This window comes from Flavobacterium ovatum (assembly GCF_040703125.1).
Taxonomy (GTDB): domain Bacteria; phylum Bacteroidota; class Bacteroidia; order Flavobacteriales; family Flavobacteriaceae; genus Flavobacterium; species Flavobacterium ovatum.
In genome coordinates this window covers 2,857,929-2,882,639 of sequence record NZ_CP160035.1, presented here as the reverse complement: position 1 = coordinate 2,882,639, position 24,711 = coordinate 2,857,929, and the positions used below count along the sequence as shown (strand labels likewise).

At 33.4% G+C, this 24,711-nt stretch carries 23 protein-coding genes; 13 read left to right on the top strand and 10 right to left on the bottom strand.

Annotated features, from left to right (window positions below; translation table 11 throughout):
• The first annotated feature begins 147 nt into the window (after nucleotides 1–147).
• Nucleotides 148–1,002 (top strand): aldose 1-epimerase family protein, encoded by an 855-nt coding sequence (locus tag ABZP37_RS12190; RefSeq protein WP_366183364.1) that lies wholly within the window; start codon nucleotides 148–150, stop codon nucleotides 1,000–1,002.
• On the opposite strand, the gene ABZP37_RS12185 is transcribed toward ABZP37_RS12190, so the two are convergent.
• Nucleotides 999–1,223: a VF530 family protein gene (locus tag ABZP37_RS12185; protein WP_366183362.1), complete on the bottom strand. Its 225-nt coding sequence runs from the start codon at nucleotides 1,221–1,223 to the stop codon at nucleotides 999–1,001. The two genes, ABZP37_RS12190 and ABZP37_RS12185, sit on opposite strands and share 4 nt — an antisense overlap.
• 70 nt (nucleotides 1,224–1,293) lie before the next feature.
• Here ABZP37_RS12185 and smpB point away from each other — a divergent pair, with 70 nt between their 5' ends.
• Both smpB and ABZP37_RS12175 read left to right on the top strand, forming a co-directional pair.
• Nucleotides 1,294–1,749, top strand: coding sequence for an SsrA-binding protein SmpB (smpB, locus tag ABZP37_RS12180; RefSeq protein WP_366183361.1), 456 nt, complete (start codon nucleotides 1,294–1,296; stop codon nucleotides 1,747–1,749).
• A gap of 107 nt (nucleotides 1,750–1,856) precedes the next feature.
• Nucleotides 1,857–2,909 carry a Fic family protein gene (locus ABZP37_RS12175; RefSeq protein WP_366183359.1) on the top strand — a complete coding sequence of 351 codons (1,053 nt, stop codon included), beginning with the start codon at nucleotides 1,857–1,859 and terminating at the stop codon, nucleotides 2,907–2,909.
• 184 nt (nucleotides 2,910–3,093) lie between these two features.
• Here the strand turns inward: ABZP37_RS12175 and ABZP37_RS12170 are convergent, their stop codons facing one another.
• A complete protein-coding gene (locus ABZP37_RS12170; protein WP_366183357.1) occupies nucleotides 3,094–3,735 on the bottom strand; it encodes a protein-L-isoaspartate(D-aspartate) O-methyltransferase in 642 nt (213 codons plus the stop codon).
• A gap of 400 nt (nucleotides 3,736–4,135) precedes the next feature.
• Here ABZP37_RS12170 and ABZP37_RS12165 point away from each other — a divergent pair, with 400 nt between their 5' ends.
• The 8 genes from ABZP37_RS12165 (at nucleotide 4,136) to ABZP37_RS12130 (ending at nucleotide 11,946) form a co-directional block, all read left to right on the top strand.
• Nucleotides 4,136–5,101, top strand: coding sequence for a Gfo/Idh/MocA family oxidoreductase (locus tag ABZP37_RS12165; RefSeq protein WP_366183355.1), 966 nt, complete (start codon nucleotides 4,136–4,138; stop codon nucleotides 5,099–5,101).
• 89 nt (nucleotides 5,102–5,190) lie between these two features.
• Complete coding sequence (locus tag ABZP37_RS12160) at nucleotides 5,191–6,081, top strand: 3-hydroxyacyl-CoA dehydrogenase NAD-binding domain-containing protein (RefSeq protein ID WP_366183353.1); 891 nt, start codon at nucleotides 5,191–5,193, stop codon at nucleotides 6,079–6,081.
• 178 nt (nucleotides 6,082–6,259) lie between these two features.
• Nucleotides 6,260–6,919 carry a YggS family pyridoxal phosphate-dependent enzyme gene (locus tag ABZP37_RS12155; protein ID WP_366183351.1) on the top strand — a complete coding sequence of 220 codons (660 nt, stop codon included), beginning with the start codon at nucleotides 6,260–6,262 and terminating at the stop codon, nucleotides 6,917–6,919.
• Nucleotides 6,920–7,027: 108 nt separating this feature from the next.
• Nucleotides 7,028–8,389: an exonuclease domain-containing protein gene (locus ABZP37_RS12150; protein ID WP_366183349.1), complete on the top strand. Its 1,362-nt coding sequence runs from the start codon at nucleotides 7,028–7,030 to the stop codon at nucleotides 8,387–8,389.
• Nucleotides 8,390–8,392: 3 nt separating this feature from the next.
• A complete protein-coding gene (locus tag ABZP37_RS12145; RefSeq protein WP_366183347.1) occupies nucleotides 8,393–9,226 on the top strand; it encodes an ion transporter in 834 nt (277 codons plus the stop codon).
• Nucleotides 9,227–9,386: 160 nt separating this feature from the next.
• Entirely contained in the window at nucleotides 9,387–10,304 is a 918-nt protein-coding gene (gene miaA, locus ABZP37_RS12140; RefSeq protein WP_366183345.1) for a tRNA (adenosine(37)-N6)-dimethylallyltransferase MiaA, read from the top strand.
• A 364-nt stretch (nucleotides 10,305–10,668) separates the two neighbouring features.
• Complete coding sequence (locus ABZP37_RS12135; protein WP_366183343.1) at nucleotides 10,669–11,409, top strand: acyl-ACP thioesterase domain-containing protein; 741 nt, start codon at nucleotides 10,669–10,671, stop codon at nucleotides 11,407–11,409.
• A 33-nt stretch (nucleotides 11,410–11,442) separates the two neighbouring features.
• The gene (locus ABZP37_RS12130) at nucleotides 11,443–11,946 is read left to right on the top strand and encodes a MepB family protein (protein ID WP_366183342.1); all 504 of its coding nucleotides are present in this window, start codon (nucleotides 11,443–11,445) and stop codon (nucleotides 11,944–11,946) included.
• A gap of 566 nt (nucleotides 11,947–12,512) precedes the next feature.
• Here ABZP37_RS12130 and ABZP37_RS12125 read toward each other — a convergent pair.
• The 7 genes from ABZP37_RS12125 to ABZP37_RS12095 form a co-directional block, all read right to left on the bottom strand.
• Complete coding sequence (locus ABZP37_RS12125; protein ID WP_366183340.1) at nucleotides 12,513–13,217, bottom strand: response regulator transcription factor; 705 nt, start codon at nucleotides 13,215–13,217, stop codon at nucleotides 12,513–12,515.
• Nucleotides 13,218–13,220: 3 nt separating this feature from the next.
• Nucleotides 13,221–14,801, bottom strand: coding sequence for a HAMP domain-containing sensor histidine kinase (locus ABZP37_RS12120; protein WP_366183338.1), 1,581 nt, complete (start codon nucleotides 14,799–14,801; stop codon nucleotides 13,221–13,223).
• Between the two features lie 59 nt (nucleotides 14,802–14,860).
• On the bottom strand, nucleotides 14,861–15,457 hold the full coding sequence (gene coaE, locus ABZP37_RS12115) for a dephospho-CoA kinase (RefSeq protein WP_366183337.1): 597 nt from the start codon (nucleotides 15,455–15,457) through the stop codon (nucleotides 14,861–14,863).
• A gap of 3 nt (nucleotides 15,458–15,460) precedes the next feature.
• Complete coding sequence (locus ABZP37_RS12110) at nucleotides 15,461–16,459, bottom strand: glycosyltransferase (protein WP_366183335.1); 999 nt, start codon at nucleotides 16,457–16,459, stop codon at nucleotides 15,461–15,463.
• Between the two features lie 894 nt (nucleotides 16,460–17,353).
• Nucleotides 17,354–18,160: an SDR family oxidoreductase gene (locus tag ABZP37_RS12105; protein ID WP_366183333.1), complete on the bottom strand. Its 807-nt coding sequence runs from the start codon at nucleotides 18,158–18,160 to the stop codon at nucleotides 17,354–17,356.
• A gap of 282 nt (nucleotides 18,161–18,442) precedes the next feature.
• Nucleotides 18,443–19,306 carry a transposase gene (locus tag ABZP37_RS12100; protein ID WP_366183331.1) on the bottom strand — a complete coding sequence of 288 codons (864 nt, stop codon included), beginning with the start codon at nucleotides 19,304–19,306 and terminating at the stop codon, nucleotides 18,443–18,445.
• Nucleotides 19,307–19,350: 44 nt separating this feature from the next.
• Entirely contained in the window at nucleotides 19,351–19,764 is a 414-nt protein-coding gene (locus tag ABZP37_RS12095) for a hypothetical protein (protein ID WP_366183329.1), read from the bottom strand.
• Nucleotides 19,765–20,238: 474 nt separating this feature from the next.
• On the opposite strand from ABZP37_RS12095, the gene ABZP37_RS12090 reads away from it, so the two are divergent.
• Nucleotides 20,239–21,282: a site-specific integrase gene (locus ABZP37_RS12090; protein ID WP_366183327.1), complete on the top strand. Its 1,044-nt coding sequence runs from the start codon at nucleotides 20,239–20,241 to the stop codon at nucleotides 21,280–21,282.
• A gap of 128 nt (nucleotides 21,283–21,410) precedes the next feature.
• Here ABZP37_RS12090 and ABZP37_RS12085 read toward each other — a convergent pair whose 3' ends face one another.
• Nucleotides 21,411–21,671 carry a hypothetical protein gene (locus tag ABZP37_RS12085; protein ID WP_366183326.1) on the bottom strand — a complete coding sequence of 87 codons (261 nt, stop codon included), beginning with the start codon at nucleotides 21,669–21,671 and terminating at the stop codon, nucleotides 21,411–21,413.
• A 213-nt stretch (nucleotides 21,672–21,884) separates the two neighbouring features.
• Here ABZP37_RS12085 and ABZP37_RS12080 point away from each other — a divergent pair, with 213 nt between their 5' ends.
• Nucleotides 21,885–24,638: an ATP-binding protein gene (locus ABZP37_RS12080; protein WP_366183325.1), complete on the top strand. Its 2,754-nt coding sequence runs from the start codon at nucleotides 21,885–21,887 to the stop codon at nucleotides 24,636–24,638.
• Nucleotides 24,639–24,711: the final 73 nt, after the last annotated feature.

Sequence of the window (24,711 nt, the reverse complement as noted above, 5' to 3'; positions counted from 1 at the left end):
ATGGTTGTACACTTGATTCTATTCATAAAACTCAATTTTGAAAAACAAATTAATGAAAAAAAATTGGACAGAAGACTTATATTTGAAATCTATAACTGTATTTTGGCTTATTTTTAATATTTCTTTATAAAAATTAATCTCATTCCTTTGAAAATATCACTTCATAACACATTTATATCTGCTCAAATAAATTCATTTGGTGCGGAATTAATCTCCATAAAAAACAACGAAAACACAGAATATATCTGGGAAGGAAATCCTGAGTTTTGGAGTAAACATTCTCCAGTACTTTTTCCTATTGTTGGAGCCTTGAAAAAAGACACTTATGAATATAACGGTAAAGAATACAAACTCTCTAGACATGGTTTTGCGAGAGAAATGGAATTTAATATAATCGAAAAAAGCGATTCGAGAGCTGTTTTTTCAATTCAATCCAATGAAAATACTTTACTGAATTATCCTTTTGAATTTGAATTACAAATTATTTATACTCTGGAAGAAAAAAGTCTTCATATCGAATATAAGGTAATCAATCGCAATGATTTTAAGATGCCATTTTCTATTGGAGCGCATCCTGCCTTTGCGTTACCCAAGAAATTTGAGGACTATTCTATTCAATTTAGTAAAAAGGAATCTTTGAATTATCATTTATTAGAAAATAACTTAATTGCAAATACAACCAAAAAACTACCTTTAAAAAATGACAATTCGATAGCTCTATTGTACCAATTGTTTGAAAATGATGCTTTAATTTTTAAATCTTTAGCATCTAAAACTTTAAGTATTTTAGAAAATCAAAAAGCTTTACTAAGAGTACATTACGACGATTTTCCGAGTTTAGGAATTTGGACAATGGTGAATGCTCCGTTTTTATGCATTGAACCATGGTTGGGTTATGCCGACACGGTTGATTGTACAGGAAATATTTCTGAGAAAGAAGGCATTCTAACATTAGAAGCCAAACAAAACTTTCAATCGAAATATACTATTGAAATCGTTTAAAATTTGGGTAAAGTATTAATGTATAATTCCTCAACTTTTTGACGGGCCCAATCAGTTTTCCGTAAAAAAGTAAGCGATGAATTTACTGATGGGTTACTTTTAAAGCATTTAATGTTGACTAATTCACTCAAAGTATCGAATCCGTAAAAAGCGACTAACTGTTCTACGATGACTTTTAAAGTGATTCCGTGAAGCGGATCTTTTGAAGTTTGTTTTTCCATTTTACAAATTTAATTCAATTTCGTTAAAAAGTTGTGGACTTTTACTAAATGTTCCTACATTTGCAAACCTATGCTAAAAACTGTTAACATACTTAATAAACGCGCTCGATTTGATTATGAAATAATCGAAAAATATACTGCTGGAATTGTTTTGGCAGGAACTGAGATCAAATCCATCCGTTTGGGTAAAGCCAATATCACCGAAAGTTTTTGTGAATTTAGTAACTCTGAACTTTTTGCTATTAATACTTACATTGAAGAATATACCTTTGGTAATCAATTCAATCACAAAGCACGTAGCGAAAGGAAACTTTTACTTAACAAAAAAGAGCTTAAAACTTTAAGCCGTGCCGTGGAATCCAAAGGACTCACAATAGTTCCTTTACGACTATTTACTAACGAAAAAGGATTAGCCAAATTAGAAATAGGTCTTTGTAGAGGTAAGAAAACCTATGACAAAAGAGAATCTTTGAAAGAACAAGATACCAAAAGAGATTTAGACCGAATCAAGAAAATATATAAATAGCTATAAATTAGAACATTATTTAATTAAAATTGGGTAATGTTTTTTTTACTTATAAAATATGACTAAATTTGTCATGACACTTTTTAAGTGCAAAAATAATATAAATTATGAGAACCTTACTAAAAACAGCTAGAGAACAAAAAGGACTCAAAACAAGAGAACTGGCCCAAATGATGGGTATAGACCAAGCATTAGTAAGTAAGTTTGAAAGCGGCACTCGTAAACCAACTAAAGACCAAGTTTTAAAACTGTCGACAATTCTAGAAATTAGCTATGAGACATTGATGGTGGCTTGGTTAAAAGAAAAAATCCTTTATGAAATTGGCGACGATGCACTAGCCTTAAAAGCTTTAAAAGAAGCCGAAGAAGAAATCAAATACCTAAGAAGCGCCACGAATAATATTATTTCAAAACAACTACAAGTAGTATTGGATGAAATTGATGCTTTGAAAAAAAAATTAGATCAATTTCGCCAATTTGATAGTTATAGGATTGCACAAGCCTTAGAACTTGAATATACATTTGAAAGTAATCGTATTGAAGGTAACACACTTACGCTTCGTGAAACCGATTTGGTTATCAATGAAGGATTGACCATTTCTGGAAAAAGCATGCGAGAACACCTTGAAGCGATTAACCATCAAGAAGCCATAGCCCACATCAAACATTTGATGGAGAAAAACAGCTCCTTGAATGAAAGAGAAGTATTGTCTATTCATAACTTGATTTTAAGAGGGATTAATCCCGAAGATGCTGGACGTTATAGAAAAAAAGTACAAGTAATGATCAAAGGAAGTAGTTATTTGCCACCACAGCCTTATATGGTTGCCAAGGATATGGAAGACTTCTACATTTGGTATGAAACCCATAAAAACAACCTTCATCCTGTAGTTTTGGCGGCTGAGATGCATGAGCGACTGGTTACTATTCATCCTTTTATTGATGGTAATGGTAGAACTTCTCGTTTGGTGATGAACTTGATTTTATTGCAACATGGTTATGTGATTGCTAATATTAAAGGTGATTATGACAATAGGATGCGTTATTATCAATCACTAGAAACGGCCCAAACACAAAATAATAAAGAAGATTTTTTGTTATTTATCGCTCAAATAGAAAAAGAATCTTTAGAGCGTTATATCGGGATTATTGGGCAGTAAGAAAAGCCATTCGTTTTGCGAACGGCTTTTGTGTTTTAATTGTGACGTGAAATGGGAGGTGGATTAAACGGATTTTTTAATTTAATGACGAACGAGTTTATTAAATTAATTGGTGGCAATTCGTGTAATCGATCTATAGGCAGACAGGTTCGTGTCCAAAAAAAATCTCTCAAATTTAGCAAACTTAATTTTTATCTTCTAGTAAAGGGACAAATTTACATTCTCCTAGTTCATGTTTTTCAAATTGGGTTTCGTTTTTACGAATTAGCAACGTCATTATTTGAACTTCATCTCCTAATGGAATAACAAGCCTACCTCCTATTTTTAACTGTGCCATGAGTGGTTTGGGAATAAAAGGGGCTCCAGCTGTTACAATAATACTGTCGAATGGTGCGAAACCAGGTAATCCTTTGTAACCATCACCAAAAGTGAGGTGCTTAGGACGAATTCCTAATTTGGGCAATAACGCAGACGTTTGTTTGAATAACTCATTTTGTCTTTCAATACTAAACACTTTTGCTCCCATCACACACAAAACAGCGGTTTGATATCCTGACCCCGTACCTATTTCTAAAATTTTATGGTCTTTTTGAATTTCTAATAATTGGGATTGAAAAGCTACGGTATAAGGTTGTGATATCGTTTGCCCTGCACCAATAGGAAATGCTTTGTCTTGATAAGCGTAATCTTCAAAACTAGAATTCAGAAAAAGGTGTCTTGGAATCTTTTTTATGGCTTCTAAAACATTTTTATCTGTAATTCCTTTTTCGTGTAAAACGTTTACTAGTTGATTTCGAAGTCCTTGATGTTTGGCGGTGTCTTTCAATGTGAGGTATTTATATTTGGTAAAAATAGGAAAGAATTTCTAATATTATGGATTCAAATGAAAGCTGTTTTTAACAATTAGCCGTTATTTTTGATGTTCGTTATAAGCTATTGGAGTTCATGGAGATAAATAGATTGATCTTTTAGATATATAGATATTTGGAGAACCTGTACCTCGTGAGAGTGATAAAAGCCATCCGCCGTGTCGGATCCGGATAGTACGACAGCAGCCAAAAAAAACTTATAAGCGTAAACTGAACTGGTGCTTTTTTCTGGAGAGCTCCGATACTTCTGGGGCACCCAAATAACTATCGAAATGAAATGAATTTTGGTAGATATTTGTAGTGAATAGCTGTTTGATGTTAGTTTATAATTGTTATTTTTGTAGAAATTACATCATTATGCTGAAAATTGGAGTATTAGGTGCTGGTCATCTAGGAAAAATACATTTGCGATTATTACAACAATCTGAAAAATATGAATTGGTGGGTTTTTACGACCCTAATCAAGAAAATGCAGAGAAGATTTCAAAGGAATTTGGATATAAGCATTTTGAAACTATTGCTAAACTAATTCACGCTGTAGATGTGATAGATATTGTGACTCCTACACTTTCCCACTATAAATGTGCACGAGCGGCTATCAAATCTGGAAAGCATGTTTTTATCGAAAAACCAATTTCGAATACAGTGGAAGAAGCCGAGGAAATCATTGCACTTGCCCAGGAATACAACGTAAAAGGACAAGTGGGACATGTAGAGCGTTTCAATCCTGCATTCATTGCGACTAAAAACATGATTGAAAATCCGATGTTTATAGAAACGCATAGATTGGCGGAATTCAATCCTAGAGGAACAGACGTTCCTGTAGTTTTAGACTTGATGATTCACGATATTGACGCGATTTTGAGCGTTGTGAATTCTCCAGTAAAAAATGTTTCTGCTAGTGGCGTATCAGTTATTAGTGAGACTCCAGATATTGCTAATGCTCGTTTGGAATTTGAAAACGGATGTGTAGCAAACTTAACTGCGAGCCGTATTTCGTTAAAAAACATGCGTAAGAGTCGGTTTTTTCAAAAAGACGCTTACATCTCGGTTGATTTCTTGGAGAAAAAATGTGAGGTGGTAAAAATGAAAGATGCACCTGAAAATCCAGGTGATTTTGATATGATTTTACAAAATGCCGAAGGTGTAAAAAAACAAATCTATTTCTCAAATCCGGATGTGAATCAAAATAACGCTATTCTGGACGAATTAGAAAGTTTTGCGGGTGCCATTATTGACGATACGGAACCGGTAGTTACGCTTGAACAAGCTACAGAAGCATTGCGAATTGCTTATCAAATTATTGATTGTTTTAAGAAATAAATATAAAAATTTAGTTTAAAGTTTAAGGTTTAAGGTTGCTGATGAGTACTTTAAACTTTAAACTTTTTAACTTTAAACAAATTCAGAGAATGAAAACAATAGCTATAATTGGTGCTGGAACAATGGGCAACGGAATTGCACATACTTTTGCTCAAAATGGTTTTGTAGTCAAATTAATTGATGTTTCGGAAAAAGCTTTGGACAGAGCCATGGAAACCATAGCTAATAATTTGAATCGCATGGTCACCAAAGGCACCATCACTACTGATATTTTTGCTAAAACAATTACCAATATCATCACCTATACCGACATGAAAGATGGCGTTACGGGAGTAGATTTTGTGATTGAAGCGGCGACTGAAGACCTAGATTTAAAACTGGCTATTTTTAAGCAGTTAAATGAATTTTGTCCTCATAATACGATTTTCGCAACGAATACTTCATCTATTTCGATTACTCAAATTGCAGCAGTCGTGGCACATCCAGAGCGCGTGATAGGAATGCATTTTATGAATCCTGTTCCGCTAATGCCTTTGGTAGAAGTGATTAAAGGATATAATACGAGTGACGAAGTGGTTGAAATTACTTTAGCCTTAGCTAAAAAACTTGAAAAAACAGCGGTAACAGTTCAAGATTACCCTGGGTTTGTTGCCAATAGAATTTTGATGCCCATGATTAACGAAGCGATTGAAACGCTTTACAATCAAGTAGCAGGAGTTCATGAAATTGATGCTGTGATGAAACTCGGAATGAGTCACCCAATGGGACCGCTACAATTAGCCGATTTTATTGGTCTTGATGTGTGTTTATCAATCATGAATGTGATGCATGATGGCTTTAAAAATCCTAAATATGCACCTTGCCCCTTATTAGTCAATATGGTGAATGCTAAAAAACTGGGAGTAAAATCTGGAGAAGGTTTTTATGATTACCGTGAAAGCAAAAAAGCTGAAAAGGTTTCGAAGCAGTTTTCTAAATAATCTTTTTTTTGGAACACAGATTGGAGAAATATTAGAAATAAAAAGAGATTTTTAATTTGTTACTCAATAAAATCTTTAAACTCGAATACATCCTTTTTGGAACACAGATTAGAGAAATCTTAGAAGTTAAATAAAATCAATTTGGAATAAAATTCTAATGCGATAAAAAATATACACAATGACAATAGCCCAGAACTTACAACATATACAATCTACATTACCTGAAACTGTTACTTTAGTTGCGGTATCTAAAACTAAGCCAATAAGCGACTTAACTGAAGCTTATGAAGCTAACCAGCGTGTTTTTGGAGAGAACAAAATCCAAGAAATGGCAGACAAATGGGAAGAAATGCCAAAGGACATTCAATGGCACATGATTGGACACGTACAAACGAACAAAGTAAAATACATGGCTCCTTTTGTGAGTTTGATTCATGGTGTAGATAGTTTCAAGCTACTAAAAGAAATCAACAAACAAGCCGCCAAAAACAACAGAATTATTGATTGCTTATTACAATTTCACATTGCAAAGGAAGAAACTAAATTTGGCTTGGACGAGCAAGAACTCAACGAAATTATAGCTTCACCCGAATTTTCAGCAATGCAAAACATCCGAATTCTAGGCGTAATGGGAATGGCAACATTTACTGACAACCAAAACCAAGTAAAAAAGGAATTCACGCATTTAAAATCGATTTTCGACAATTTAAAAGCACAAAATCCTGTACATTGTAATCTCAATACCATTTCGATGGGAATGTCAGGAGACTATCAATTAGCGATTGAATGTGGTAGCACCATGGTTCGCATTGGAAGTAGTATATTTGGAGGAAGATAATGATTAACGATTTCTGATTAGGGATTAACGATTTTTGATTTTGTGTTCACAACGAATTTGGGACTTTACAATAACTGAACACTTTTAACTGTAAACTGAATACTTATTTTGTACGCAATACTAGACATAGAAACCACCGGAGGGCAATTCAACGAAGAGGGAATTACGGAAATCGCTATCTATAAATTTGATGGACACGACGTTGTGGATCAATTTATCAGCTTGGTTAACCCTGAAATTCCGATTCAGCCATTTGTGGTACAACTTACAGGAATAAACAACGCCATGTTGAAATCGGCACCTAAGTTTCACGAAGTAGCAAAGCGCATCGTCGAAATGACTGAAAATTGCGTCGTGGTAGCTCATAATGCGAGTTTTGACTATCGCATTCTACGCACAGAGTTTCGCCGTTTGGGGTATGATTTTGAATCTCATACGATTTGTACTGTAGAATTGGCCAAAAAATTGATTCCAGAGCAACCTTCTTACAGTTTAGGGAAGTTGGTTCGAGCGCTTGGAATTCCTGTAACCGACAGACATCGTGCTAGTGGTGACGCTTTGGCAACCGTCAAGTTATTCAAAATGTTACTTGAAAAAGACGTGGAGAAAAACATCGTCAAAGATTTCATTAAACTTGAAATCGAAAAAGGAATTACCCCCAAACTACAAGACATCATCAATAAAACACCTGCTAAAACAGGACTATATTACATTCACAATCAAGCGGGAAATATTATTAATATTGGCAAAAGCCGAAACATCAAGAAACGAGTAAATCAGATTTTCACGGGCATTACAAACACCGCCAAGAAAATTCAAAAAGAAGTTTTTGAGGTGACTTACGAAGAAACCGGAAACGAACTCATAGCAGTCCTAAAGGAAACAGAAGCTGTCAAAACCAACCGCCCTGTTTACAATAGGATTCCCCGAAGAAACACTTTACCCTGGTCAATTTACTCCGAAAAAGACAGTAACGGCTACCTAAATTTAAAGCTTCAAAAAACAGACGGACGCAAAAAAGATATCACTTCATACAATAACGAAACTGATGGAAAGAATGCTCTTTTCAGAATTACTGATGACTACAAATTATGCCAAAAACTTACTGGTTTATACCCAACTAAGACTGCTTGCTTTAAGCATAAAATTAAGGAATGCGACGGAGCTTGCTTAGGCGAAGTTTCGCCAGCCGAATACAATGAACGTGTTCAAAAATTCATTACCAAAAACAATTTCGACAATACTAACATCGTCATCATTGACCGTGGCAGGACTGTTAGCGAACGTTCGGCCATTTTGATCGAAAACGGACAATTGAAAGGATATGCTTTCTATGATTTGAATTACCAAATCACCAATATCGATATATTGAAAAACATCTTGATCGCGATGCCTAACAATCGAGATACAAAACACATCATACAAACCTATCTCAAGAAAAATAAGGGTTACAAAATCATGAAATTCTAACGTATGCCAAATATCAAGTCTAAATACGATCTCTTCAAACAGCGTGCTTACATCATCATCTACGGGACTAGCACCAGAGCGGGACGTATATTTGACTTTATTTTACTAGGACTCATCATGCTGAGCGTACTTTTGGTTATGATGGAAACCGTAGCCGATTTCAATTTAAAATACCATTCTGAACTAGTTTTCCTAGAGTGGATCATTACCATTTTCTTTACTATCGAATATGCTATGCGCATTATCAGCATCAACAAACCTTGGAAATACATTTTTAGCTTTTACGGTGTAATTGATTTTCTTGCTATTTTACCCATGTACCTAACTTTTGTATTTGTAGGTTCCAATATTTTTACAGTCGTACGCTCCTTAAGACTCTTACGACTATTTAAAATATTAAACCACCCTAAATTCCATAGTCAGTCCATTCAACTCAAGCAAGCCATCAATGCCAGCCGTGGAAAAATAGTCGTTTTCATTTATTTTGTATTAATAATCACTATCCTGATCGGCTCGATAATGTACGTAGTCGAAGGCAGCGAAAGCGGATTTACCAGCATTCCTGCAGGAATTTATTGGACCATTGTAACACTTACCACCGTGGGCTATGGCGATATTTCGCCCGTAACACCACTGGGGCAATTTATAGCATCCCTAGTGATGATTTTGGGTTACGGCATCATTGCTGTTCCCACCGGAATCGTAACAGCTGAAATCGCCAAATCACATCAAAAAACGACACTACATCCCGAAACACCTTGTGCAGGTTGCGGAACCGATGATTATCCCGAAAACTCGAATTTCTGTCACAAATGCGGACATTCTCTAGACAATTAGTTTTATTTGAAGCTATTTCCAGCTATATACTACAACTCCTCCGTCTGCAATTTGTATTTCTAAGCCATAAAAGGAGCTCATAAAATCGCTCTTTTATAGCAAGAAATACTAACTTGCAACCGTCCGGGGTTTTCGTTTTTATCTGGGCTAAACACACAATATGAAATATCTTATTACCATTATCGGTCCCACAGCTATTGGCAAAACGTCCTTGAGCATTCAATTGGCCAATCATTTTCAATGCGACATCGTTTCCTGTGATAGCCGTCAGTTTTTCAAAGAAATGACTGTTGGAACTGCTGTTCCCAATCAAAAAGAACTAGAAGCAGCGACGCACCATTTTATTCAAAATAAATCCATTTTCGAAAATTATACCGTTGGCGATTACGAAAAAGAAGCCATTGCCAAAATCGAACAATTATTTCAAACCAATGATTATGTAGTTTTGGTTGGTGGTTCGGGCTTGTATGTAAATGCCGTTTTAAAAGGTTTTGACGAATTTCCAGAAATTGACCCATCGGTACGAACTGCTGTCAATGACAAATACGAAAAACTAGGTATTGGTTATCTCCAAGAACAACTTAAAGTTTTAGATTCGAAATACTACGAAAGCATCACGACCGAAAATCAGCAAACGCTAATGAACCCACAACGCATGATGCGATTTGTAGAAGTTTGCATCGGAACAGGAAAACCCTATTCCTCTTTTTTGAATCAGAAAAAAAACAACCGTTCCTTCACTCCTATTCTTATTGGACTGGAAGCGGAACGCTCTGTCATGTACAATCGCATCAATCAGCGTGTGGAAATCATGATGGTCGAAGGACTTTTAAAAGAGGCTAAAAACCTAGTTCCAAACAAAGATCTAAATGCCTTACAAACTGTTGGTTACAGAGAGTTATTTCAATACTTTAACAAAGAGATTAGTTTAGAATTTGCCATCGAAGAAATCAAGAAAAACACCCGTCGTTTTGCCAAACGACAACTCACTTGGTTCAAACGAGATGAGAATACAAAATGGTTCGATTTTCAAACGCCGACACCTAAAATTATTGATTATATAAAGAGTAAAATTTAAAACGCAACACAGATTATCACAGATTATCACAGATTTAAAATATCATTCCTGCTTTTATAACCATCCGTATGAGTTTTTTTTTCATATAATTAAATGGTACCAAAAATGCCTATATCCACAAACAGGTATTGAGAATTTGTCTTGTTTTTGCCAAATTTATCGACACTCTTTTGACGCCAAATACTGTCGCTTTTTAAGTTAAAATTAATCGAACTGACGATTCTCAGAAACACGTATAAAAAAATCTATTTAATCCTTTTAATCAGTGGCTGAAAACTAGTAAAAAATCCATAGTTTTCATTATTTTTGTAATTAACCAAACTGTCTAAAAAAACTGCCAACCCAAACCGAATACTACTCACAAATGCTAATAGACCCTACTTTCAGCTCTGTATTTCACAAAGAATTCGAAATCAATTTCACCCAATGCTTGCCATCAGGACGATTGAAATACACCGAATTGTGTAATCTTTTGCAACTTACGGCAGCTATTCACGCTGACTTAGGAGGTATTAGCTTTACAGACATGCAAAAATTCAACCAAGCATGGGTTTTGAGCCGCATGCGCGTTGAAATTAAAGCCTTACCACAATGGAAGGATATTGTAACTGTCAAAACATGGATTAACACCTTAGAGAACTCTCGTTCCATTCGTGCCTTAGAAATACATCTTAATGGTGAAAAAATAATAGGTTGTGAGACCTTTTGGGCTGTTTTCAATACTGAGAAACGTCGTCCCGAATCATTGGCTTTGGAACACGAACATTTTGAATTATTCCCAGACTTAAAAGCCACAGAAGAAAGCTTTTCCAAAATCATCATAAACCCTGAAAAAGAAGAAGTTTTTGGTAAATCTGTCATTCTATCTGACTTAGATATCGTCAATCATGTGAATCATGTAAAATACCTAGAATGGTGCATGGATGTGGTGGATGAAAAAATTATTTTGAACCAAAAAATAAATAGTTTTGAAATGAACTTCATGCGAGAGCTCTCCCTTCGAGATCAAGTAGTCATTCACGAAAATATATCTGATGAATCGATTGTTTTCAGTATCACTAAGGAGGACAAAAACTGCTTTGCTTTGCAATTGAATTTGGTGTAACAAAGTTTTTCTATTTATACATAAAATAAAAACATGTATCCCGAACTGCAAAACCTTAACGAATTAGTTTTCAAACCTTCTGGGCTTGAACTTTCAATTTTGCAAACAGAATTAGAAAGCAAAGAATATTTTGCACATACTTTTCAATTGGGGCAATATAAAGTAAAATTCAGGACTGCAAAAATCACTCCAACAAAAACTGGGCAATTTGTAACGCTCTGGAAACGCGACAATCAAGGAATCACAGCACCGCATAGCATATCGGACGATTTTTATTTTTATATTATTGTAACACGACAAGACAGAAATTTTGGGATTTTCCTTTTTCCGAAAGCTGTTTTACACGAAAACCGTATTTTATCAGACGATTCTAGAGATGGGAAACGGGGTTTTAGAGTGTATCCGATTTGGGATAAAACTACTAGTAAACAAGCACAACAAACGCAGTTTTGGCAAGCTGACTATTTTGTAGATCTTACGGAAAGTAAACCAATCGATTTGAGACAAATCAAGAGCTTTGAAATTTTTTTTGAATGACAAACTTTAAGAAAAATACATTAAAAATTCCTTTATTACATTGTCTAAATCAAAAATGGGTAGCGATTTTTTCAGAATAACAAACTGTGTCGAAGTAGCTTACGTGATTGCTTTCCCGAAAAATCGGGACAGGCTGTTCCTCACAATGATCTGTGTTTAATTAGGCGCTTTTAAGCGACTTTACTTATATGAACTTCTATTTAACTTTAAAGTTCTAAAATCTTATATGACTTATATGGTTTAAAAACCCTTACTGATTCATTCAAAGCATCAAACTGTTTGAAAAACTTTGCGAATCTCTATCTTTCCTTTATACAACTCATAAAAACAAAAAACCAATCACTCCCAACTCCCCTAACCCTGATTGTAGTGGAAAGCATTTTGAAATAAAAAACCCAATTTCTTGGTCTAGCATAGCGACCGGAGGAAGCTCTTGCTAGATCTTTAAAATTGAGGCTTTTATAAAAAATATTGTAATGTCCCGAAGTCTCGGGAACAGGAAATAGTTCCTAAAAAAAAAGCCTCGATTTCTCGAAGCTTTTTAGCATTACAATTAGTACTGCGTATTATTTTTTGACTACTAGTCTGAAACCTTCTCCATGTATGTTTAGGATTTCGACGTTTTCGTCTTGTTTTAAATATTTACGTAATTTGGCGATATAAACGTCCATACTACGAGAGGTGAAGTAGTTGTCGTCTCTCCATATTTTTGTCAAGGCCAATTCTCTTGGCATCAAATCATTTTCGTGAAGAATCAACATTTTCAACAATTCGTTCTCTTTTGGAGATAATTTAGATGGCTCTTGATTATCAAAAGTTAAGAAACGCAGTTTAGAGTTCAGGTGAAATTTCCCCACATTGAATTCAAACTGCACTTGCTCTGCTTTTACATCAGATGATTTGCGCTGGATAATCGCTTTGATTTTCAACAACAAAACTTCAGAATCAAACGGTTTGTTCAAGTAATCGTCTGCTCCTGCTTTATATCCTTTCAAAACATCCTCTTTCATTGATTTAGCCGTTAGGAAAATAATAGGCACTTCGCTATTTTTCTCTCTAATTTCTTTGGCCAATGTATAACCGTCTTTGTATGGCATCATGACATCTAGGATACATAAATCATAGGTGTCTTTCTTGAATTTTTCAAAACCTTCCATACCATTTTTCGCTAAAGTAACATCAAAGTCGTTTAGCATTAAATAATCTTTTAGAACAGCTCCAAAATTCAAATCATCCTCTACTAAGAGTATTCTTTTATTTATACTTTCCATATCTTAATTTATTAGGGGTATTTTTATAATAAAGGTACTTCCTTTTCCCTTTTCACTTTCTACATATACTTGACCATTATGGTCTTCAACAATTCTTTTTACATACGCTAATCCAAGACCATGCCCTTTTACATTGTGGATGTCGCCGGTATGCTCTCTATAGAATTTTTCAAAAACTCTTTTCTGAGCCACCTTACTCATTCCTAATCCATTATCTTGAACTTTTATCAAAATCATGTCTTTGATGTTTTCTGTAAAAATATCAATCTCAGGAATTCCTGCGGTGTATTTTATTGCATTTTCTAGGATATTCACTATTACATTGGTAAAATGAACCTCATTTACTAATACAGTGGTGCGAGCAGCGTCAAAATGAGTGGTGATTGCTCCTCCTCTATCTTCAAGAATCAAACCTACATGTTCGATTGCGTCGCTTATAACATCTTCTACATTGCTAGATTCTTTTTCGATATCTAACTCTCTTTTCTCTAGTTTAGAAATACGCAATACATTTTCCACTTGGGCATGCATTCGCTTATTCTCATCCCGAATCATTTGTAAATACTTAAAGACCTTTTCCTTGTCATCAATTATTTTAGGGTTCTTTATCGCGTCTAGTGCTAAGTTAATAGTCGCTATTGGCGTTTTGAACTCGTGCGTCATATTATTGATGAAATCGGTTTTAATCTCTGATATTTGCCTCTGTCTAATTAATTGATTTAACGCACTGGTGTATGCTATAAGTATGATTAAGGTAAAAACGATGGATAATATCGTAATACTCAATAGTTCTGAAAGCAAAAACTTTTTCTTATAAGGAAACATTACAAATAACTTATACTTTTCGTTTCCTTCATTGTCTGTAAAAATCGGGATAGAATACCCTTCTTCTTTATGACAAAACCCTTTGGACATTATTTTTGTTTGAACTCCATTATTGAAAATAGAAAATTCAAACTTGGTATTCACACCGTATTGCTCTAATTCTTTTTTTATTAATTTCGCTAATTTCTCTTTCGAAATTCGTTCATTAATAGGCATTACTGAAGCAATGTCTTTGAAAAATATTTCAAACTGCGCATTATCTAAGATGTCTAAGCTACCACTTTTTTCAATTTTAACATCTGGTGTTAAGCTTTGCTGTAAACCTGATTTATCAATTCCGCTATTATTATAAACTTCTGTAGTTCTACGACTGCTAAAGTTTTTAAACCTATCCGTGCTAAACTTTTTATCAAAAAGCGTCGCCGAAATATTGTAATCCTCCGCCATTAGACTATTAGTATACACAATAGTTTCGTTTGTTTTTGGATTTTTTTGTACATAATAAAACTCTAACAAATCATTTTTTTGCGGAATTTTACCTGTACTGTCTTTATAATGATTGTATTTATCATAAAAACTATATGCCTCTTGCTTTTGTAATTTGTCAGCAACATTGCCTATTACTTGCTTAACGTGGAATTTAAATTGCTCATCGTTATTTTTAAATGACGTATTGAACCAATATACCTGAACTAGAATGATGCCTATCAGAGATAAACTCATTAATAAAACCAGTAATTTAAAAAATAATTTATTCATCAAAGCAAAATTAGCATTTTAACAGTTTAGACAATAATGCATTAACCAAAGATTAACATTTAAGAATCTTTTTGTTTAATCTTTAAAATTTTAAGAATTTCATCGATTTTTATTTTGGTTTCCACAAAGTCCGTATTTTCAATAACATAATCACTTTTTGAAATGCGTTCTTCATCAGTCCATTGTGCAGCAACCCGCTTCATCACCTGTTCTTTATTCGTTTGATCACGACTTATAACTCGCTGTATTCGAGTTTCTAACGGAGCGGTAACGGTGATTATTGTATCAAAATTTTTATAATTGCCATTTTCGAATAAAATGGCCGCTTCATAAATGATGAACGGAATGTCTTTTTTTTGGGCTAACCACTCCTCAAAATGTTCTTTTACTGCAGGATGAATTATGGAGTTTAAGCGTTTTAGTTGTTCGGCATCGTTAAACACAATTCCGGCTAATTTTTGTCGAACCAAAACGCCATTTTCAAAAATAGATTCTCCAAAACTGTTTTTTATAGCTTCAAGAATCACTTCCGACTGCATTAGCTTTCGAGCTTCATTATCAGCTATATATACAGGGACTCCCTTTGACTGAAAATAATTGGCAATCGTTGTCTTTCCGCTGCCGATACCTCCTGTCAATCCGATGGTTTTTGTCATAATTTATTTTTTAAAAAATAACGCTGGAAATGCGACTTCTGGTTTTCGCTTCAAAATAATTACTTTGATGTAGGATTCAATAAAACCAAGACCATAGCCGAAAAATTGTTTCCATGCCGCCACAACCGAAAAAAATCCAATTTTAGGGTTCTTGTTTTTGAAAGTCGAAGCCAAAAATATAAAGAAGAAATATAAGAAATATAATTTTAGCAAATAGTCATTATTAAAAATCAACGAGAGTACCGCAATAAAAAATCCAATCACAAATAGAGATGGAAAAAAGAAAGTCAACTTACTGTACTTAGGATACCAGCTATTCAAAATAGGGCGTGCTTTGCCAAATTTACTCACCTGAAGTGTGAATTTATCCCAGTCTATTCGGCGTTTGTGGTACACAAAAGCATCGGTAAACAATCGGGTTTCAAAACCCAATTCCCATAAACGAATAGTTAAATCTGGATCTTCTCCTGGGTGTATGTTTCCAAAACCTTTCGAAGCTTCAAACGCTTTGCGAGACAATCCCATATTGAAACTACGGGGTTGAAACTTTCCAATTTTCTCTGATCCACCACGGATTCCGCCAGTGGTTAAGAACGAAGTCATGGTAAAATTTATCGCTTTCTGAATGTCCGAAAAACTCTTCAAAGCCGCATCGGGTCCACCAAAGCAATCCACATAATCTGCTGTTAATGCTTTTTCGACTTCATTCAAATACTGAGCGGGAATTATACAATCAGAATCAAAGATGATAAAATAATCTCCTTGCGCCTTTTTCATTCCAAAATTCCTAGAGTCTCCAGGTCCTGAGTTTTCCTTATTATAATAGGATATTGCCAATTTATCAACATACTTATTAGCAACCTCCAAACAGGGAATCGAAGAACCATCTTCGACCAAGACCACTTCAAATTTATTTTGGTAAGTTGATAGCGTCAAACTTTCTAAAAGTTCAGCCACTTCGTCAGGACGATTATACACCGGTATTATTAATGAGAAAAACATACTCAAACAAGGATTAAATTAAAATAGAAATTGACCGCAAATATAATGGATATTGGAACAGACTTGATAAAATGATTTAAGATTTTTGATCAACGATTTTTGACCCGAGCCTGAAAGTGCGAACTGGCGAAGCATTAACGATGTAAAATCGTTGTAAAATCATATTTTTCTATCAAATCATGTTTTTTTGAGCAATCAGTAGAAAACCAAAATCCATAATCACAAATCGTTAATTGTTTATGTGGCTCAAGGACTAATGGACATATTAAGTTAACGATTCGTCAGTTCGAGTGTTCGCCTCGGCGAATGCGACAGCTTTTTTAATAAAATGTATCGAGAACGGTCTTGATTGTATCTTCTCGATACATTTTTTGATAGTAAAGCTATCGCATTACTATCAAAAAACACTCGTACTGACGCAAGAAAACCTAAACCTACGAAACATTTCAAACCTTGATTCGCATTAATACAATTTCCAACAAATCCAAAATCGTTAATCTTTTTACAGATTCCAACAAATCAAAAATCGTTAATCATCATTCGTTAAACTTATTTACAGATTCCAACAATTCAAAAATCAAAAATCGTTAGTCATCATTCGTTAATCTTTTTACAGATTCCAACAAATCAAAAATCAGAAATCGTTAATCAAAAATCGTTAATCTTTTTACAGATTCCAACAAATCTAAAATCAAAAATCGTTATTCAAAAATCGTTAATCTTTTTACAGATTCCAACAATTCAAAAATCAAAAATCGTTAGTCATCATTCGTTAATCTTTTTACAGATTCCAACAAATCAAAGATCAGAAATCGTTAATCAAAAATCGTTAATCTTTTTATACATTCCAACAAATCAAAAATCAGAAATCTCAATTCGTTAATCTTTCAAGACTTATTCAAACATCTCCATCACTTCCTGGCTCACGCCCATATTCGAAAATCCGCCGTCGTGTAGTAGGTTTTGCAGTGTCACTTTCTTGGTCAAATCAGAGAAAAGCGTGATGGCATAATTGGCACAATCCTCAGCAGTAGCGTTTCCTAAAGGCGACATTTTATCGGCAAAAGCGATAAAACCACCAAAACCCTTCACTCCGGTACCCGCACGCGTTTCTGTAGGCGATTGCGAAATCGTGTTGACTCTCACCTTTTTATCTCTCCCAAAAAAGTAGCCAAAACTACGGGCAATCGATTCCAAAAACGCTTTATTATCGGCCATATCATTGTAGTCAGGAAACACTCGCTGCGCCGCCATATAAGACAAAGCCACAATACTCCCCCACTCATTCATGGCATCTTTTTTATACAAAACCTGCATCACCTTATGAAACGAAACCGCAGAGACATTCCACCCCTTCTCAGTAAATTCATAATTCTGATTGGTGTAGTGATTCCCTTTGCGCACATTCACCGACATCCCGATGGAGTGCAAAACAAAATCAATCTTACCGCCCAAAATCAGCATGGCTTGCTCTACCAAGTTCTCCAAATCGGCCACCGAAGTTGCATCTGCTGCAATCACTTGCGAGTTGGTTTTTTGCGCCAAAGCCTCAATATTCCCCAATCGTATCGATGCCGGAGCATTGGTCAACACAAAAACACCGCCTTCTTCATGCACCCGTTCGGCCGTTTTCCATGCTATAGAACTCTCGTCCAAAGCGCCAAAAATAATCCCTCTTTTCCCTTTCAATAAATTATACATGGTTGTCGTTTTTTTTAGTCCACCAAAAATAAACAATCAGTCCAAGAGTCAAAATTATTCATTGTCTTTTTTTTCGGGGAGCGAATGATTTGGTCTTTTAGGAAAATTGGGTTCCCGCTATTCGTTACAATCTTTTTATCCCGAAAAAGTCGGGATAAAAAGGATTTTCACTGCTATTGGGGCTAGAGAGAAAGATTTGGATTTTTTTTTGTAATACCAACACTTTTTATAAAATAATCCTATTTGTCAGTTCGACTGCAATGTCATTAAGTTAAGCAATTTTCATATTGCATCTTTCTGATTTTTAAGTACTAAAGGTCTTTTTCGATTGAGATATTTACCTGCTTCTCGTTTATTATTCCGATTTAATCTAATTGGAATTGTATTTTTAAGAAATAGATTTTCTAATTCTTCGAATACTTCATCCAAAGGAGCTTCTTTAAAAAGCAACTCTAGTATTCTATTTTTTAAAAAACCGTAAGACAAGTTTGTGTTTATCTTGTAATCCAGTTTTGTGGTTTTGTTCTTTAATTTTAAGTCATCTTGTAAGTCATTTACAATGGTCGATTGCAAATTACTTATGAATATCGTGCAGAAAAAGTCCTGTTCTATACTTGCTTTGGAATAACCCGTGAAGTATTCCAATTTCAGTTTGTTTTTCAATTCGTCGTAAAATGTCTCAATGCCCCATCTCAAAAAGTATAATTCTTTAAATATACTGGCTGGAAAAGTTTGACTATCCAATAAAGATGTTATCAAAACTTCAATTTCTCCATTAGACAAAACGATTCTAATTAATCGAACTTTTAGCGATGTCTCTTTTGTGTATTGCTTATCAACTATAGCGTGTTTTTGATTTGGAAATAAATCAACTATGGCTGATTGTTTCTTGCTTTTTACAAAATCTTTTATTAGGTCACTATGGGAAACACTTGTTCTGATTAAATAATCTATATTCTTTTTAAAATGTTCATACTGAAAATCATAACCCACGTAGCCTCTATCATATATAATCAAATCGTTCTTGGCCCAATAATCAGAATGTTTCAATGCCAATTGTCTTTCTCCCAATGCTGAATTATTCAACGACGAATCCAATGCGAGACGATTCAGTACGTCATACAAAACAGAAGCCCTTCCTTGCACTAGAACTGTTTTAGTGTTGTTTTTTGATACTCCAAATACATTCTTTAATTCTCTGTATATGGTAGAGTAACCATAGAACCATCAACTGCAAGGAGTCTATAACCATAAAATAGTTGGACATTTTTATTTCTTTCAATGTAAGTATTTTCCATAATTACTCTCGATAAATATTTAAAAACCTCTGGATTTATCTTTTGTCTTTTCTGAACAAAAGCACTTTTAGTGAAATTTTTAATAGGCTCGGATTCGAGTTTTGAATTAAGATGATTTATAAAACTATCAATTTCTATTGCCAAACTTTTTCTCAATAAATTGAACATGAAAAGTAAAACTTCTCCAAAAGGCTGTTTACGTTTTCGACTAAAATCTTTATCATTCATTTTAAATTCAATTCTTATTTTATCACTAAATATCACTTCTTTTAATATTTCAACTATCGCGATTGAGTTCTTTGGCATATTCAAAACTATATATTTTATAGTATAAATATAAGAAAAATAATACGATATGACCAATTTAAAATCAATTAAATAACTGTTAATCAACTAAATAAAACATTAACTTAATGACATTGAGGTCGAGTGCAGTCGAGAACCACACATAGCATCTCGACTGCGCTACCTATGACGTTTTGATTTAAATACCTAAATTACAGACACCTAAAAAACACACCCCTAGCCCCTATAACTCTAGTTGATATTTGTTTTTGGAATCGTTGAATCTCCGATTTCAAGAGGGGAATTAGAAGTGCTAACATTCAAATAACGTCATTTTATATTGCTTTTTTTAGAATAAAAATTACTCCTCGATCTGACAAAAATTAGATTGGACTATATTGGATAGGCATTTGTTATTACATCATATTATCAATTATTTTAACACAAACTACTTTATAAGAAAATTAACTACCTTTATTTTATAAATCAGTAGAAATGAATTGGTCAGCAAAACCCATAAAATACAAAGGCAACAACAGAATAGCCGTGTATTTTGAAAAAAACACGGACTTAATCCGTCGCATAAAACAAGTCGAGGGCGCTAGATGGAGTCCTTCACTCGTGGCTTGGCATCTTCCCGACACCGTCGAAAACCGAATTCGATTTAAAATAGTGCCACAATCCAATAACCTTCCGTCATCCGAAGGAATGGAACAAATCGAAAAATTTAAGCAATGGTTGCGTTCCAAACGATATAGCCAAAGCACAGTTGTGACCTATAGCGAAGCTTTAAAATCTTTTTTGGTGTTTTATAGAGAAAAACCAATTGCCGAAATCACTAATGAAGATGTGATTATCTATAATAATGACTATATCTTAAAGAATAATCTTTCAGCTTCTTATCAAAACCAAACGGTAAATGCGGTAAAACTCTTTTTTCAGACCATTAGAGACACCAAGATGTTAGTTGATAAAATACATCGTCCAAAACGTGCCAAAGTTTTACCCAATGTTTTGAGCAAAGAAGAAGTAAAACTGATACTCAATGCTCACTCCAACATCAAACACAAAATGATGCTAAGCATGATTTACAGTTGTGGATTGCGCAGAAGTGAGCTTTTAAATTTAAAATTCTCAGATATCGATTCTAAAAGAAATATTGTGTTGCTAAAAAACGCCAAAGGAAAAAAAGACAGAATCGCACCCTTATCACCCAAAATATTAGCAATGCTTCGTGAATATTACATCGCGTACAAGCCTAAAATATGGCTGTTTGAAGGACAAAATGCAGGAGAAATGTACTCTGAATATAGTTTGCAAAGTGTTTTAAAACAAGCCTTAAAAAAAATAGGCAATACAAAGCCCGTTACCTTACATTGGCTGCGACACAGTTACGCCACCCATTTATTAGAAAGCGGAACCGATTTACGTTATATTCAAGAACTATTAGGCCACAACAGTAGCAAAACAACCGAAATCTACACCCACGTAAGTACAAAAAGTTTGCAACAAATAAAAAGTCCTTTTGATGATTTGTAAGAAAAAAATAATATATTTGAAAGTAAATATTGTGTGATAGTTATCACACATATACACCCATAAATGGGTGGCTTTGTGTGACTTTGTCACACATATATACTAGTTAGGGAACAGCTTAGTTGGAACGGTTAAAGATACCCATAAGCACTAGCTGCCGCTTCTCCTATATCTAGTAAATTACCTTCTTCTCTATCATACTCATCGTCATCATTGTCCTCGTCCTCTGATTCATAATATTTTTCGATTTCATCACCCAGTTTATCCCATTTCTCAGCTTTTTTCTTGTATTTGTTAATTTCAGAATCAAACATTTTTTGTATCTCATAATTAGCTTTTTCTGTAGTTCCATATTGATGATGGATTTTTTGTAATTCGTCTTGAATATTCATAATATTTAGTTTAAAAAAGCCGATTCCCTAACAATGCATTGTAGCAATTGTGGCATTTGGCTTTGGTTATTATTTTTTGTACTTGTTTTTATGGTTTTTAAATCAAGATATTAGGCAGTCAAAACCACAACTGCAACAATGCTTACCGTTAGTGGCAAGTTTATTACCGAATACAGAAGAAAATATTGTCTAGAAAATAATAAAAATAAATTAATGGATGCTCAACAAAAATTAAGAATTAAAAGTGCTATGATTATTTATGAACTTGAATTAGCACTTGGTAATTATGTTTTAGATAATGAAGTGCTTGACAATATTAGTGAAGAAAGCAAAACGACAATAATTGATAGAGAAAAAAGAAAAGGAAATGAGATTTCAAAAGACAATATTAATTTAATTGTTGAATCAAGCTATTTAGATGAAATTTTCAATTTTGCAATTGATTCAACACAAGGAATTTCAATAAACAAACACATTACAGATTTAAAATTGCTATGCTCAATATTAGGAGTTTTTGACATTAGAAATGCTATAAGCCATCCAAATCGTCCTTTCCCCGATTGCTATTGGTTCAGAGCTGCAACTATAGCAAGTGATCCACTAATTGATAAAGTTGGTTTAAATAGCGTTAGACAAGCATTAAATTTTGCTGTTGAAGAAAATTTAAATATGCCTCCAGAAGACTGGATTTCAAATGTTAGTTGGGCAATTCCAAATACATTGCCTCACTCATTTGACCATGAAATTACAGGCTTATTAGGTAGAGAAAAGGAATTTAAAGATTTAGATTCTGTTCTTTCTAAAGTAAGAAATAATTTAATTGCAATTGTTGCACCTGGTGGTATTGGTAAAACTGCTTTAATTTTACAATTCCTTAAAGATTTAAGCTTAAGTCCTAATTGGAGTAATAAAATTAGCTCTATACTTTTTTGCACACTCAAAAATGAAAGGTTAACCGCTAATGGAATAGAAATTATTGAAGCAATAAATGGTATTGAACAAATAAAAGAATCAATCCTTGAAGATTTAAAAAAATTATACAATCAAAAAGAACTAAATGATTTCGAGGATGCTTGTAATAAATTACAAGACGAGAAAATTCTAATTTGTATTGATAACCTTGAAACACTTCTAGTTCATTCTCAAACAGAATTTATTGAATTTAATGAGTCCCTTCCTCTATTATGGAGAGTAATGGTAACAAGTAGAATATCCATCGATTCAGCTACTACTGTTCCAATAGAGCCATTAGTTAAAAGGCATGCAGTTAATTTGAGTAGAAATTATTTAAGAAAAAGAGGTGTTAATGATTTTAAATTAGAGGATTTAGAAAAAATTGCTGATGCTGCTAATAATAACCCATTAGCAATAAGATTAACAATAGATTTGTATAATAAAGGTATTGACATATCTCAATCAATACAAAAATCTCAAAAAGATATTGCATCTTTTTCATATAAGAATTTAATAGAATCTTTAAGTAATCATTCTATTTCTATTTTAGAAGCAATTTATGTAATTAGCGATTCTACTAAATCCGAATTAATCGATTTTCTAGACCTTTCAAATGAAGAGATTACTCAATCAATCAACGAATTATCTAAAACAAGTTTAATAATTAGAAGAACCGAAGAGTTTGGTAATGACAGTTATAAATTGAGTGAGTCAATTAGAGACTTACTATTGATTAATCCAAAAAACATTGAAATAAGAAATCAAATTTCTGAAAGTTTAAAAAAGAGAAAAGAAAAAATTATTGAGCAAACAAAAAAAAATCAACAATTAGGTGTTTCTGAATTTGATGATGAATTTGTTTCTACAGAAACAGATTCAACTGTTCACGGATTAATTGTTGACCTCAATAAATTTCTTGCGATACATCCTTCAAATAGAAATCATAATGATTTAATTGAATTAAAAACCAGATTTGTAGATTCTATAAGATATAGAGCTAACGATATTCAACTTTTATATCATTATTCTAGAATATTAAAACAACTAAAAGATACAACTGGAGAATTAGAAATTCTAAATAACGCAGAAAAAATAAATTCTGAATCTCCAAGAATTAAAATGGCAATTGCTTTACATCATTTTTACAAAAGTGATTATGATGAAGCATTAAAAGTATTTGAATATTTATTAAGTAAAAAATATGATGACCCGTTAATTTCGTCTAATAAATTTAGTTATAGCATAACTAAATTATACTTTTTAAGCCTATTATATTTAGGCAAATATGATAAGATTATTACTATAACTGAAAATTGGGAAAATTCTCCAATATGGAAGGTAATGTATGGCGTTTACAGAGCTTCAGCACTCAAAAGAAGTGTAGAATTTAGTCGTTTATCTGATAAAGATACCGAAAGTACAATTTTGAAATCAATTGAAATTTTTGAAAATATTTTTAACACAGAAAATTATCAAGATGTAGCATGTATTGAGTCAAATAAATTAATAAAAGAAATTGAAATACTTTTATCAAAAAAGACTTTTAGTGAAAATTTTATTTCTTCTTGGGTAAAGTTCATATCAAATCATTATTTTAACATATTGAGTAGATTGAAAAACGAAAGTATTAGTTCACTTGAAAATCAAAAATTTTTAGAAAGAATATATAATTTAAAACTAAATCCAAATCCATTACATTCAGTAAAATGGTACGTTAATCAAACAGAAACTACTTATGATAGTGAACATATTGAAGAACTTATTCAAAAAGGCTTTATAATTGTTCAAGTTTATCATATTCCAGATGATCGTGGTTTTGGTATTTCAAATTTTCTTTTTGCAGAAGATAATGAGAAAAATCAATTCTTTTTATCCGTTTATAATTTTGACCAAGGATGGAATAGATGGGGTTTTATTGAGCTAAACTCTAAGTTAGCAATTAAGTATACTAAATTACAATTAAATGGAAAACCAACACCTGCTGAAGAAATAGTCGAAATTGAACAGTATTAGAATTTAGACAAACAAAACCAGCCACTAACACGATGTTTTGCGAGATTTGGGTTTTTGGCTTAATTTAAAGTTG